The sequence below is a fragment of the Pseudomonas capsici genome, from assembly GCF_017165765.1.
Lineage (GTDB): Bacteria > Pseudomonadota > Gammaproteobacteria > Pseudomonadales > Pseudomonadaceae > Aquipseudomonas > Aquipseudomonas capsici.
Map to the genome: position 1 here is coordinate 1 of NZ_JAFGZD010000012.1, position 14,026 is coordinate 14,026.

Below are 14,026 nucleotides of genomic sequence, written 5' to 3' on the forward strand. Positions count from 1 at the left end.
CAGTGAGATCGGGCAGTTACTGCCGCATCAGTGGATGCCGGCCTGACTTACGCAAGGTGAGTTCGCCGGACGCTTACGAAGATGTCATCTTGCGCGGAGGGTTTCCCGTCCAGCTTTTTGGCGACATCCGTCGCGACCTCGAGGTAGTCGATGCTCTCCGATCTGACTGCGGAGACAATGGTGTTGCTTCCGAACGCACAAATTTCCTTTTCAAGCAGGCCCGAAATAGATTGCAAGCGGCCCTGCACCTTCCGGGTCATGATGATTGCCTTCACGTCGCTGTCGAGGGCTATCCTGCCCTTGCCACTGTCGGTGATCAGGTCGGCCAAGACTTCCAGATCCGCTGATGCGGCACGCGATAAGAGATCGAATATCGACCGGTCTCTCGGAACAACTGACTCCATGTGTCCCTCTGTAAGCATTCCTAAAGTGGCCGATCATAGCAATGATTGCCTATAGCCAGTACTGGCGTGCTGATTTTAGCCACAAGACACACACGTGTCTTCCCGCTGGAGAGTCAGGTTGGGGCTCACTGAATAAGGAATGCAGAGCAGACGCCATAGAAGCTGGACAGCCAAGGTGTGTCCATCTTCCAGGCAATTGGCATTTCTTATTCTATCCTAGACAGATGATTATCCGAGACTCCGACTGTGCAGTTGCATGGGGCACGTCGTACCAGTTGGTCATGGAGACCGACTGGCAGCACCGGATGTATCGAGCCTAGAGTGTCTTGAATGCCGAGAACCGTGCGAACGCAGCGGCGCTCGACTACTAACGGCATCCTCTGTCACCTGTGGCGCTCCTCAGTCAGCGTACGAAGCCTTCAACGCCCTGAAACCCAATAACTCCAGACGCTCTAGGCATTTATAACGATTTGATGCGGCCACCGCTCTCCGCTAACAAAGCGGTGGCGAAAGCTCTCGGAAATCACGTCGCCACTTTCGACCTAGAGGCATCCCAGCTCGCTGGGTAACCTGAGCACATCACTCACCGAGCGCATCCAGCTAGCTGAAGCGCTCTTCTCAGGAGCTTCACCATGACCAAGAAAACCTCCGGCTCGCAACAGCCTTCGTCTCAGCGTACGCAAGCGAACCATCGCTCAGATAGCCTGAACGTCAACAAGGGAACCAGCGGATCGAACATCACCAACTCCCGAGTGCACGGCAATCGGGGCAAGCAACTCAATCCTAACCAGCATTAACTGACGACGGCATTCGGAGCATTATTGATGGAACGACAGTACACCTCCCCTACCCTCGGCGATGTTGCTCAGTACGCCGTGGCGGCTTGCGGCGTAATGCCCCGCAAAGCCCGTAATCGAGATGACGAGACAGAATTCGATCAGGGCATGGCCAAAACCTACCAGAAGAAGATGCAGCGGCTGGCGAAGGAGGATTGCAACCTACAAGAAGCCTTTGAAGACATTGCCCAACTTCTGACCGCTTCGCTGGAGCGGTACATTCGCTGTCCCTTCTGGGCAGAACAGGTTCGAGATCTGTTGAACGAGCTGTACGGGTCATACGCTTCCATGGTCAAACGCATGGGCACCATGATGACCAAACGGGACACTACTCGCTTTTTCCTCACCAGCTACGCAGTTGACGTTGCGGTTAGGTCACTGGCTCACAACTGGGTCGTGCTACAGGGCTATATTTATGCTGCCCCGCAGCCTATGGAGCCTTGCTGGTACCTTCCTTCCAACGTGGAGGGCGAGCTTTCAACTCCGCTGGACAAGGTACTGGGCTGGGCATACGGCGCCTGTGGTCTCACGCTGGCCACCTTCCATGACCCGATCGGAGTGGTCGGGGATACGACGAAGCTCAAACAAAATGAGCGGGCTGTTAGAAGTTGGAAAAACGGAAAGCACCTCCCGTCCCTGCCGGCGCTAGTGAGCATTCTGGAGGATTCGTTCCAGGCTCTGTCTTCGATTGGGAAGCCTGTGGGGCAGAGACTTCAAGACGGCATCATCACCTGCGCTACTATTGCACGCATCACCACATTCATTTCGAAGGATATCCAGGAGCAGCTAGGCACAAAATACCTCCAGGATCTCCTGGGCCAGGCCCGGCTCTACTGCGGCTGGATGACGCCTGAAATCAACACGTACATGGACAGCCTCAACCAGGAGGTCGACGCACGTCTTGCAGAGCATTTTGCGGCGGGGTTAGCCAATGAAAAAGTTCGGCTCGAAGCATTTGAACGGGTAGAGCTTGGGGTAAAGATGGCCCCAGATTTCTGGGCCGTCTTTGAAGGCAAACGCCACAATGCAAGCGAGCTCTTGCTTAGTCACAGGGATGCGGAAGGTCATGTTTCTGACGACGTCGTTCAGTGGATAGAGAGCCGCTACGGATCCTATGCGGCCAGGGTTCGGTCAGACTCAATCTCTCGCTGGAGCATCGATAAGCCTGAACTGTTCGACCTCTACCTGCAGAAAGCTCTGTCTCTGAGAAATGGCTCAGATGTAACCCTAGAAGCAGTTGAGGCGCTACACGAAGAGATGACGTTGGCAGGTGTCGCCGAGCGTCTTCCATGGCTAATGCACTGGTTGAAAGGCATCGTATGTTATCGAAAAGAGGATTATGGCTCCGCATCCAGCCACTACATCGAAGCCTTCCAGCTCGCTAAGTATTCGGCAGGTGAGCTGCAGTACTCACTGGCTAACCAGTACTTGGAGGTTATGGCCAAAACCAATCAATGGAGACGGTTCAAGCAGGGCGTCCGCTGGGCGAATTATTTAGATATCCCAGTCCGTTGGCTGCGCGACAAGGAGCCCACCGAAGAAAATATCCAGAATGCCTACGGTATCTTAGGGATTGAGGCGGTTCGCTACGCTCGAATGTAAAGGTTGTCCCAGGATATCGACTGAATAGACATTGGAGTGCGCCATTCATGGGGGTGAACCTTGCCCAACGGCCTCGTCGCAGTTCTGGGAACGCTCTTCAAGTTGCCCGAAAACCTGTGCTCTAGGCGCTTGCCAACAAACTCGATAGCAGTATCCGTCTTGTTGGCTCAGGTTCGAAATGCTTCCGACAGTGGTGACGAGGCTGCTACTCAAGCAGCTTTGACTTCCCGCTACCCCGATTCTGCTGAAGCCAAAACCGGAAGCGGCTTCCTGCAGAGGATGGTCAGGGATCGTGAAACCAAGGAGCAAGAGGCGCGCCGGCTGGCGCGCTTGGGATTAAAGCGATCTCGGTCAAAGGCTTATTCATAGCAGACGACAATTCTGTCTCGCTCCATTCAACGATTACGGTGATGATGAGTACCGGTCTGCCGAGCGTGGCTCGAAGTACATCACGGCGAAGGTTACGTACTCATCCAAGAGCAAAGACCCTCGGCTGGCACCTCTTGTCGTTTATGCATCAAACGGTGGTGAGTTAAAACGAGATGGAGGCACCACCAAGTATTTGGCCAACTACCTAGGCTGGCGGCATCTGATTGAGCGGAATGGAGAGCACCTCAACTTCTTGAGTTTGTTGAAAAAATCATTTGGATATGATCCCTACAACATTTAACGAGGATAGAGCCAATAATTCGCGCCCCGCTCCTGAGTATTAAAAATGGTATTTATCATGACGTCGCTGGAAGGCCTCCTCTGAGCCCTCCATAATATCCAGTACCGCCGTGGCACTTGTCTTAACGTCCATTCCCCCTTGACTCAATAACCGCCCTCGCCCGCCTACTGACTCCAGCGCGTATACGAATTCACTGTCAGCGTTAACGGGCAAGTTGGCATTGTGCGTGGCCAGAATGATCTGCCGTTGTGTCTTAGCTTGCCGCAGTAACGGAACCAGTTCGCGATAGATAAAGCTTGCATCAACCTCGTCCTCAGGCTGGTCGATGACTAATGGGCCGTCGCCTTTCACCAAGAGTAGGTTGAGGATGGCAGTATTTCGTTGGCCCTCCGAAAGCTGATTACCCGAGAGACTTCCAATAAGTGAGCCATCCGCACGGTGAAGCTCGATGTCCACCAAGTCAGGAACCCGGCTGACCCTCATGCCTCGCCACAACGGCATATTCGCAGCTAGGTGTGGTATCAGCTCAGAGCTGAGCTGCTGTAAAACCTCAGGCAGCCGTACAGGATCATCAAGAAGCCAAGTAAGGTGCTCCCATGGACTTATGCGGTCGGTAGCTGCGGCTGCAAGGAAGCTTTTCCAGAGGTGGCCTCCAACATCATCCCAGCATTTACCCAGCCGTGATCGACGATCAGGCTCGATTGACATCCAGGATTGCATAAACCCGGCAGAATAACCGTATAGCTTGATCTGCACCTTTATCGTGCCATTGGTTTTGCGGGTGATCTCTTCAGCGGCCAGCTTGCGTAGCGCAAACTGCTCTTCCCATATGGTTGCCAACTGCTCGAAGGCATCAGCCAAAGCTTTTTCGCTGCCCTCCAGCTTCTCCCATTGATGGGCTTTCGCATCAAGCGTGCTCTGTTTCGACTGCCTTGTTCGATCGATCTCCTGCATGCGAGCGACATCATTTGGCTGAATGCCTTTTTTCTCGCAAGCAGCGGTAAAGCCATGGCGCGCAGCTTCGAGTTCACCTGAAACTTGCGCCCATTGCTCGCTATGATTGAAGAGCCTGTCTGCGTCTCGTTTCATGTCTGAAATCAGCGCCTCCAGTCTAATCTTGTAGTCGGCACGTAGATCATTGATATCTGCTGCTTGCTGGGTAAACCAATCTGCATGCGGCCACGACGCCGAGATGATGGTCGAGGGGTCTTCTACAGGAGTCAGGTTTTCCAGAGCCGTTTGCACACGATCTTTGTCTGCCGTGTGTTTCTCTATGAGGCCGGTGAAGTATCGCTTGGCGTACTGGGCACGCTGAAACGCCTGCGCCTCTGCCTGAACATCATGGCGCGCCTGCCACTGTCGATCCAGCTCGACCAACTCTTGCTTCAGGGTGGTCATTTCCGAGCTGATGGCATGCGCCTGATCCTGATCGGCAAACAAGCTTCCTATCAACGCGACGAGGGTGCGCTCGGCGCCATATAGTCCTTCCAATTGTGCTGTGCATACCTCATCGATCATTTCGAGAATCTGAGGTTGTGATCCAGGGGCAGTAAGTTCGCTCAATTGCTGCTGGCTATAAAACTGCACGGGCATGTGTCTCAGGTACGTGGGTAGGTCATGGGCATCGCCCTCAATCAGCTCTAAACCCTTCACCTTGGTAAAGCGCAGCGTGTCGCACTGACCAGGTATGCCATGCCAGTCGACCTCAAGCATGACCTGTTCGGTAAACGTTTCCTTAGCACGATCAACCTTCGCCTTCGCCTTTTCCGACAGGGCGTCTGCGTCATCGCGCGCGAACATGATTCTGAGCAATTCGAGAATCGTCGATTTGCCACTTCCTCTCGCACCGATCAAGCAATTCAGGTTTGGTGAGAATTGAACGTCTTGGTCTTCGAGGTATCGCAGACCTTTAATCCGAACGGATGAAAGTTGCGGATAGGAATACAGATCGCTCGGCCGAGTCGCACCCAGCTTCAACCGCGAGCCCGGATCAAGAAAAGCTTGCTTGAGAGCTGCAATCGAGGGCATTGAACATTTGACCCAGGTTGACCTGTACCCTAGCGCGTTAGGCAGCGGGTTTCCGTGAACATCGACCTTGAGCGATTTGGCGTCAGAGGACTGCACGTAGGCCGGCTGTTTGCAAGGTCGAGACCACTCACGGTTTTTTCCTCGAAGGATCTCTGAAACCTTTTGGCTAAGCGGAAATTGAGTTACCTCAACAGCTAGTAATTCCGGTAGGTTGTAGTCGCCTCGATTCGACGGTCGCTCCAGCAAGCCACTGTCGCTGTCAGCATGGGCAGCAATGACGATACCATTATTTTCGTCCTGAATCGTTTTCAGGAGTTCAGCCAGACTGACCCATTCATGATTGCGTCGTAGGACAGCAGGAATGCCTTTTTCAAATCGCTTGTCCTCGGGCAAACCTAGTTGCGTTAATACTCGGTTCACACGTTCGAGATCGCCTGATTTTTTCGCTGGCTCAAAGAGACAAAGCACGTGATAGCCAATGTCCACTTCGAACCCTGGCAAAATATGTATCGGCTCCCTGCCAAGTTCGTGGGCGACGGCCTTGTTCAGTTCGATCAGATGAGTCAGGAACCAATCTCTCGGATTCGTCTGTTCAGAGAAGTTGTGATCGGTGAAACCGACGATTTGTAGTTCCAGCTCGTGACATCGGAGTAGAAACGTTCGAGCTTTTGCACGTATGCCTTCCTCTGACGGTTCACCTTCAACTTTTGGCCGTCGCGGGTTTCCCAATCGGAGGCCATCATCGCGCCAATGCCTGTTATCTTCAGGCGTCTGCACCTGAAAATCAGCCTTAAACCATCGCATTCCATGGTATTCGCCCATCCTTTTTCCTCCACCGTCTACGATGCTTCAACCGCCTTTGTACGTATCGAAAAAAACACCTACTCCAACCATCCACTGGCCCAATCAGCATAAGGAGTATCGAGAACACGCCATCGGTTGTAATCGGGGCTGCCATCGTTCCACCACACAGCTCCTCGCTCACCGAGCGCCACCTTGGCAGCGTTGACTTTTGAACGAGCCGTTTTGAGGAGATCGGGATCGTCAGATGCCTTGGCCTGTTTTACTTCTCTACGTGCGCTCATGAGTTCATGCACCAGACGCTGCCGCTCATCCTCAGAAAGTGATGGATCAGAGCACCGCCAGAGCTGCCCTTTGACAACAAAATAGCGACCATCGGGTGTCGTTGGATGCATGGGGTTTCAACGCTCCTTTCTACTATTCTTCACGCCACACCCGAAGAACTCTCCGTCGACGCTCAGGCTACCCGAACAAACCTGACCCGAGCCCGCTGCGGGCGCAGCGAAAACCACCCACGTGGCGTCAGTTCTCCATCATGTACGATGTCCCAATGTTCCACCCAATAGGCCAATTCTGCTGCAAGATCGATCATCGCCATTGCTGTTCCTGGGCAGGATCGGTCGCCCAGGCCGAACGGGAAATAAGCGCCGCGTGGCCACGTAGCTGGTGCCAGGAAGCGTTCCGGACGAAACTCCAGTGGCGCCTCGAACCAGCGCTGGTCCCGATGTGTGATCCAGCTGGAAACCATAACTACGTCTCCACGCTTGAGCGAATAACCGGACACTTCAATATCTGCACTCACCTGTCGCGGCACAAGCCCGTAGGCCGGTGGGTAAAGACGCAGGCATTCCTGTAGCACCGCTCTCAGTAAGGGACAGTTACGCAGGTCACTGAGCGAACGGATTGCTGCCCAGTCGATTGGCGCCAGTTCGGCCCGCAGTTGCTTGCATAATTCAGGACGCTGCGCTAACAGCAGCAGGCACCAGGTCAGGGTCACGCCAGTAGACTGGTGCGACGCCATCAGCAGCGTGCAGAGCTCATCACGCATCTCGACGACGGGCCGAGACGAATGCTCCACAACTTCGTCGACCACTGCCCGCAATTGCCCAAGCGCCCAGCGTTTGCGTGGGCAGAGCTTGCTCGGGAACCAATGTCCCAGTGGAAGACCGGTGGACATTTCCAGCAACGCCACCCGCGACAGCAGACGAACCGCCTTGGCGATCCGGTAGGCCGCTGGCTCCAGGTCTACATCGAACAGGGCGTGACCGCTAAGGGTGACGCTGAACGCTGCCATCTCCAGGTCGAGATCATATTCGTGCCCCTCCACTATCCGATCTGCCCACTGCGCGGCAAGACGGCGTACATCACTGGCCTCGGGCGCAACAAGGTGTGGGCGTACTGCCTTGCGCTGTACCTGTGCCGGCTCGCCTTCACGCATCATGAAGCTGCGTCCATTCCATTGTTTAAGCATGCACAGTGCCGGCGTCCAGCGGCGCAAATCGTCGCGATGCTCGACCATCAACTCGTGCACGGCTTGCGGATGGAACAGGCACCAGACCCGTTGCGGCCCCATGCGCATGACGGCAACGTCCGGCTGCATCGCGTGCATTCTCTGCAGCCAGGCCAATGGGTCGCGCTGGATTTCAAGCCAGTGGCGCAAGCCCGCACGGTTATCGCCGACCCAGGGTATGTTGGCCAGCCGACGACGGATGGGGCAATTCGGATTGGCTTCGAGCATGGTTCCGCCTCACTGCGTCCCTTGTTCAGGGCCTGATTCGGGTAGATGCCATTGGCGCTCCAGGCCGCTTGGCACCTTCGCTGGGGATAGTACCTTAGTCAGAGCTCCGATTGAGCCCCAGGCTTTTTCAGTTATAGCGTCGCAGCCACCATGCATTTGAAAACAGTCATTACGGAATCCAACTCCAAAGTGCCTGGAATCAGGAGCCGATTATCCCGCTCCGGCTTCTGCGTATATTCATCCTCTCAGCGCAACAATGCGCGTCAACTTCCTGGAGAGGCATAATGAGTACTCTGTTTGAACCCTGCATGCTTGCGAATCTGCACCTTGAAAATCGTGTTGTCATGGCACCCATGACTCGGGCACGTGCGCTGACGACGGTGCCTGATGAACTGACGGTTCTTTATTATCGTCAACGTGCCGGTGCAGGCCTGATCATCAGCGAAGGCGTACCTGTCTCGGTACAGGGCCGTGGCTACCTTTTCAACCCGGGCCTCTACACCGAAGAACAGGTCACCGGATGGAAACAGGTCACTGAGGCCGTGCATGCGGAAGGCGGAAAGATATTTGCGCAGCTCTGGCACGTGGGCCGTGTCTCCCACACTACCCTGCAGCCTGACGGAGGTGCTCCCGTTTCATCGAGCGCGAAACCGGCGGCCAACTCCAACGCGTATGCGTACAACGAGAACGGTCAACCCGCTTCAGTGCAAGCCAGCACTCCGCGCGCGTTGTCGGTCGTAGAGATCGAAGGCATCAAGAATGATTTTGTTCTGGCCGCACAGCGAGCGATTGAAGCCGGATTCGACGGCATCGAAGTGCATGGCGCCAATGGCTATCTCTTCGAGCAGTTCATCAATCCGACTGTTAACGACCGCTTGGACGAATACGGTGGTTCGATCGAGAATTGCATCCGGCTGCTTCTGGAAACCGTCGATGCCATTGCTGTTGCCATCGGCAAAGACAAGGTTGGCGTTCGAATCTCACCATTTGGCCGGCTATTCGATATGAACGCTTTCGACGATGAAGCCGAAACCTGGATACAGATTGCGGCGCAACTGCAAAAGAGGCGTATAGCTTACGTTCACCTGAGTGATCAATTGACCATCGGTGCTGAAGGCATGCCTCATGGCTTTGCTAAAGCGTTCCGGCAATCGTATCAAGGCACTCTCATTGCCGCTGGCGGTTTCGACCGAGAGTCGGCTCAAGCTGCGCTGGAGTCACAGGAACTTGATCTGGTCGCGTTCGGGCGCCCATTCATTGCCAATCCCGATCTGGTAGACCGGATGAAGTTCGACTGGCCGTTGGCAACTCCCGATCGGGCGACGTTCTATGGCGACAGCGGAGAAAAAGGGTATGTCGATTACCCTTTTTACGCTGACTCGAAGTGACATGACCCGCCGGAGCCCAGCCAGGAGAATTGAAAGTATGTTTGAAGCCGAAATCAGAAAGCTGTTGGACATCGAGGCCATTCGAAGTCTGCGAATCAAGTACGCCCATTATCTTGATGCCAATAAAATCGATGACCTCACCCTGCTCTTTACACCCGATGCCATTTGCGTGGCTGGGCAAGGTCAGTGGAACGGTCGGGAACAATTGCGCAAAGGTCTGGTTGAGGCCTTTACGGCATACGACAAACACAACCATGGCAGTTACCCGTTCCATCACGCGATCACCAATCATTGGGTGGAGATCCTTGATGAAAACACGGCACAGGGTCGGTGCTACCTGCTTGACCTCTCGACCGCAGGCAACCATGAAGATACTCCGTGGATTCTGCTTGGCAGCTACGCAGACGAATATCGGAAAATTGATGGCCAATGGTATATAAGCCGCTCGCACCTCGACATAACCTGGCCTGAACGACACGTCGGTGGAGGTTTGCCGGGGCAGGATCTGGTGCTTCCAGGCAACTGACATACGCTCACTCGTGAGGGGCAGCCTGATGGCCGGTCCCTCTTGCGATAATCGAGAATCAATCGGGATCGGGTCGAAAAGTGCTGGACTCGCGCCGGGACAGAGAAAGCAATTCATCAACGATCATTCTTACCTTCGGCTGAATGTATCGCGTGCGTGGCCATATAACGTGAATAGGCATCTCTGCACCGGCATACTCATCCAGCACCGTTACCAGATCGCCCCGGTCAAGATGCTGCTGGACGAGCCAGGTAGGAAGTTGTGCCAGCCCTCCTCCCGCCAGTGTCATTGCCAGCAGCATCTCACCATCAGCCACTTCATGTTTGACATTGACTTCCTGTTCGCTGACCTCTCCCGCCTCGCTCAGCAATGACCAGGTCTTGCGTGCGCCATTACGCCAGCCGACTATGCAGTCGTGGCGTAAAAGATCCTCACGGGACCGGGGGACGCCAGATCGCTCCAGGTATTGTGGAGTGGTGCAGATGAGCAGGCTCTGACTCCCCAGCTTTCTGGCTACGATGTCCCCGTCATCCTTGAGCGTTCCGATTCTGACTACCAGATCGACGCCATCATTGACGATGTCTACCAATCGTTCACTGAAGCTGACCGACAGATCGAGTTTTCGATAACGAACAGAAAGATCGATCAGCGTGGGCAGGATATGCCTGCGCCCAAATGCAGCCGGAAGATCGATCCGTAGACGCCCTACCGGCTCCTGTAGACCTGTGGTCAGGAAACTCTCTGATTCTGCCAACTCATCCATGGCCCTCAGGCAACTGGCAAGGAAGGCCTCGCCCTCGCTGGTCAGGATCAATCGCCGGGTGGTTCGATGCATGAGCTTCACACCAAGACGTGCTTCCAGGCGTGTCACGCTCTTCCCTACCGCAGAACTGGTCACGCCCAGCTCCAAAGCTGCTGCGGTGAAACTCAGGGTATGGGCAGAAGTGACAAACTCTCTGATGCCGTCAAAGGTATTCACTACCATTCTGGATTTCCACGCTAAAGTGCAGGTCGATAGCGTTAAATTACCATGACTCAGCGGCTTAATCGTCGTGAATTGCCTGTCAGCAAGTACCCAAACGTAGCTCGGGTAACTAACAACATTTGGAGTGCTGCCACTTGAACGGTGCTGTGGCTACACGCTGTTGCTGTTGCCAGGCAGATTTAAAAACCTGAACCGAAAACACTCAAATTCCCCCGAACCCTCAATAGCACATCTGTACTATAGGAGGTTCTTGTACCGCTCCACTAAGCTACCTCAATAAGCGAATTTTCAGTAGCAATTGCACATCTTCAGGTAGCTGTCAGTTTTCAGACTACCGAAATTCTCGTGCAAAGAATAAATTCTTACTCTCAGAGGTAGCAACCATGGGTACTTATTGCCAACTGGCAAAACTTAAAGGTTTGGCGGCTGCAGGAATGTTAATGGTGGCCTTGACTGCATGTTCAACCGATGGTTCATTTGCCGGACTGGATTCTTTGACCGGCGAGGCAAAGTACGCACCTGAATTTATCAAAGGCAATATCATTATTGGCAAGTCAACAAAACAGCAGATTCGCGAAAAGTTTGGCTCACCTTCAGACGTGAGTGACAACTTGGGCAACGATACCTCGCAATGGCTTTATGATCGCAGTAAGTCGCAACTGGGCAAGCTTACGGACATGGCTTACAAGTACACCACCCGCTATGGGGCTCAAAGCTCTGCCAGCACCATCATTTCGAGCCAGAACCAGGTAGGTGATGCCCAAGAGATCATGAATGATGCCGGCACACTCTCTGGCAGCAATGCCCCAGGAAAAAAGGTCAAGATCAACAGACTGTATGTTGAATTCAAAGGTGATGTCGTGCGTGCCTTCAGAACCTATTGAGTACAGTGCGATGCCTTTTACTTGTTGAAAGGCATCGTTTCTGGGGATGTGCCGAATCGATTCTCATGAAGAGGCATTCAACACTCGATACAGCCACTGTGCACGCCTAGTTGATCCCCCACTTATGAAGCCATCCCGTGTTGCCCATCCCCATGAAACCACAGCCCTTGGTTTCGTAATATTCGATGATGCCTTTGGAGTTAACAGTCATATTGACTGAACAAGCGGTATATTTACGCTTCGTCGTGTAAGTTTCTACGTGCTGTACGTAACCTCTGGAGGTGTCTGTATAGGTACCAGCAGGCTGCACACTATCATAGTACCCTTCATTGCTCATCCATTCATAAAAGGTATACTCGGGGTTGCTGATTGATCGGGTTATATATCTCGGCTCGCCCATTGACGGAGCCAGTCGCTCTACCGCCTCGCTGACATTTTTACCCACGAGCTCACTGGCTATGCTTCTTTCTGGATTTATCGTACTGCACCCTGAGAGCCCTATAATCAACAGTGTTGGAATAACCAATTTATTCATGATGGAATTGCTCATGGAAGCGAATTTTATTGAGTGCCGACAAGCAGCCAGGACGTAATTTCGATAAGGCCAGAATGTATCCGTTGCCAGGCCGTTAAAAAATAGTACACATGTGCTATTGAACACACTCTTTCTCACTGGCTTTTCAAACGAACGGCATGTAACTGGCTGAGCATGCTGTTTTTATTGAACCTGAAGGTCATCACAACAGAACTGGCATCAGGCTCAAGTATCGCCTGCCCCCGATTGTCTCGAACGACAAGCTTGTCAGGTGCATCTTCAATAATCTTCGATGTTCCAGATGGGATGAATACCTGAACTATCACAGCCTTGCGAGTATTCAAGGGAAAATACCGGGCGACAACATCGCTGACATCGATCTGCTCAAAACCGACAGGTTTTCTCGATGAATGAACTTCATCAAGCATGGCGCTCAGGTCCGCAGCCAGAACATGCGGAAAACCTGAAACCATCGCCATTAGCGCCACAAGCAGATATTTCATGAAGCCTGACGGCCTCCTGAAGCGTCTTTTACAGGGGTTCACAAACAGCCTTCTTCGCGATAGTCGCCACCAACAAACGCAAGTGTGTCGCCCGGCCCAAGACGCCAGTAGACTCGCGCAGAAACTCTGCAGGGTATCCATCCCTCCTTGCGTACTGCCCCGTAGTAACCGCCACTCACAAACCATGTCGGTTTGAACCCTTCGTTGTTGAGTTCACGAATGAAATCCTCGACGGGCATCCCCACTGGAAACCGAGTGCGCAGACGACTACCAAATTGCTCGGTAGCGTTGTTCCATTCAGTTGGCAGGCCATCAGTCAACGACGATGATGATCGTACAGAGTCCCACAAAAGAACAAAGACGATTCCGATGGCAATTCCCACGCTATAAAGAGCTACATTTCTAGTTAACTTCCTAATCATGACAGGCGTCTGGGTCGCGACCTTTAGTGTGTACGGCCTTTCAGTAATTAATTCATTCCTGCCAATCCTTTTTCAATAGCACATGTGTGCTATTTGTTCGGGCCTGCACTCGTTATAATTTCCATCAAAGCCATGATGGGTTATGAAGGATGTTCTATGCCCCCCTCACCTGCTTGTGCCAGTACTCGTTGGGGCAAGTCCCTGTGATCTTGAATTACAAGAAACTATTGCGCTTTGTCCGGGATCGTGTCGTGACTAAGCTGTGTGATTCACCGTTCAGAAAAAACAGCAGCGGCAAAAAGCCTTTGATCTTCAAGCGAACACCATCGGGCGTGTGGGAAACTCGGGATAGGTACTATCTGTTGAGTTTTGAGGGCCAACGTGTCGGTCATATCATTAACCTCCACGTGGATGGCAGAGCTGAGGCCTCTATTTTCGTCTGGTCAGAAAGAAATCATGAAACTGACGTAACGAGCTATATATGGACACTCGGCGCACTACCTGCAGTGGGTGAGACGCGGATCGGTAAACATACCTACACCTCCATATTCCTGGCCATGTTCAAGGCTTTCAATGAGTCAGAGAAAGTGACAGTGGTTTATGACCCCACTATACAAAACACTGTTCTGGATCGCTGGGGTCCGTGACTACCCTGGAGTCTTGTTGATCATCTGTGCTCTCTTATCCCGTTAGACAGGACGTTT

At 53.2% G+C, this 14,026-nt stretch carries 13 protein-coding genes; 6 read left to right on the forward strand and 7 right to left on the reverse strand.

Going from position 1 to position 14,026, the window contains the following annotated elements; all coding sequences use genetic code 11:
• Positions 1-47 precede the first annotated feature (47 nt).
• Positions 48-329 carry a hypothetical protein gene (locus JSY17_RS16350; RefSeq protein WP_206402484.1) on the reverse strand — a complete coding sequence of 94 codons (282 nt, stop codon included), beginning with the start codon at positions 327-329 and terminating at the stop codon, positions 48-50.
• Between the two features lie 707 nt (positions 330-1,036).
• Here JSY17_RS16350 and JSY17_RS16355 point away from each other — a divergent pair.
• Both JSY17_RS16355 and JSY17_RS16360 read left to right on the forward strand, forming a co-directional pair.
• On the forward strand, positions 1,037-1,201 hold the full coding sequence (locus JSY17_RS16355; RefSeq protein WP_206402483.1) for a hypothetical protein: 165 nt from the start codon (positions 1,037-1,039) through the stop codon (positions 1,199-1,201).
• A gap of 27 nt (positions 1,202-1,228) precedes the next feature.
• Entirely contained in the window at positions 1,229-2,842 is a 1,614-nt protein-coding gene (locus tag JSY17_RS16360) for a hypothetical protein (RefSeq protein ID WP_206402482.1), read from the forward strand.
• Between the two features lie 709 nt (positions 2,843-3,551).
• Here the strand turns inward: JSY17_RS16360 and JSY17_RS16365 are convergent.
• The 3 genes from JSY17_RS16365 to JSY17_RS16375 all read right to left on the reverse strand — a co-directional run bounded on the left by JSY17_RS16365 (position 3,552) and on the right by JSY17_RS16375 (position 8,079).
• On the reverse strand, positions 3,552-6,362 hold the full coding sequence (locus JSY17_RS16365; RefSeq protein ID WP_206402481.1) for a TrlF family AAA-like ATPase: 2,811 nt from the start codon (positions 6,360-6,362) through the stop codon (positions 3,552-3,554).
• A gap of 59 nt (positions 6,363-6,421) precedes the next feature.
• A complete protein-coding gene (locus JSY17_RS16370; protein ID WP_095068658.1) occupies positions 6,422-6,736 on the reverse strand; it encodes a hypothetical protein in 315 nt (104 codons plus the stop codon).
• A gap of 62 nt (positions 6,737-6,798) precedes the next feature.
• The gene (locus JSY17_RS16375; RefSeq protein WP_206402480.1) at positions 6,799-8,079 is read right to left on the reverse strand and encodes a cytochrome P450; all 1,281 of its coding nucleotides are present in this window, start codon (positions 8,077-8,079) and stop codon (positions 6,799-6,801) included.
• A gap of 284 nt (positions 8,080-8,363) precedes the next feature.
• Here JSY17_RS16375 and JSY17_RS16380 point away from each other — a divergent pair, with 284 nt between their 5' ends.
• Both JSY17_RS16380 and JSY17_RS16385 read left to right on the forward strand, forming a co-directional pair.
• Entirely contained in the window at positions 8,364-9,467 is a 1,104-nt protein-coding gene (locus JSY17_RS16380; RefSeq protein WP_206402479.1) for an alkene reductase, read from the forward strand.
• Between the two features lie 37 nt (positions 9,468-9,504).
• Entirely contained in the window at positions 9,505-9,993 is a 489-nt protein-coding gene (locus JSY17_RS16385; RefSeq protein ID WP_206402478.1) for a nuclear transport factor 2 family protein, read from the forward strand.
• Positions 9,994-10,051: 58 nt separating this feature from the next.
• Here JSY17_RS16385 and JSY17_RS16390 read toward each other — a convergent pair whose 3' ends face one another.
• Positions 10,052-10,978, reverse strand: a complete 927-nt coding sequence (locus tag JSY17_RS16390; protein WP_206402477.1) for a LysR family transcriptional regulator — start codon at positions 10,976-10,978, stop codon at positions 10,052-10,054.
• A gap of 383 nt (positions 10,979-11,361) precedes the next feature.
• On the opposite strand from JSY17_RS16390, the gene JSY17_RS16395 reads away from it, so the two are divergent.
• Positions 11,362-11,862, forward strand: coding sequence for a hypothetical protein (locus JSY17_RS16395; RefSeq protein WP_232849498.1), 501 nt, complete (start codon positions 11,362-11,364; stop codon positions 11,860-11,862).
• Positions 11,863-11,968: 106 nt separating this feature from the next.
• Here the strand turns inward: JSY17_RS16395 and JSY17_RS16400 are convergent, their stop codons facing one another.
• Positions 11,969-12,397: a hypothetical protein gene (locus tag JSY17_RS16400; RefSeq protein ID WP_206402476.1), complete on the reverse strand. Its 429-nt coding sequence runs from the start codon at positions 12,395-12,397 to the stop codon at positions 11,969-11,971.
• 134 nt (positions 12,398-12,531) lie between these two features.
• Positions 12,532-12,900, reverse strand: a complete 369-nt coding sequence (locus JSY17_RS16405) for a DUF6393 family protein (protein ID WP_206402474.1) — start codon at positions 12,898-12,900, stop codon at positions 12,532-12,534.
• 673 nt (positions 12,901-13,573) lie between these two features.
• Between JSY17_RS16405 and JSY17_RS16410 the strand changes: the two genes are divergently transcribed.
• Positions 13,574-13,969, forward strand: a complete 396-nt coding sequence (locus tag JSY17_RS16410; RefSeq protein ID WP_206402473.1) for a hypothetical protein — start codon at positions 13,574-13,576, stop codon at positions 13,967-13,969.
• The last annotated feature ends 57 nt before the right edge of the window (positions 13,970-14,026 follow it).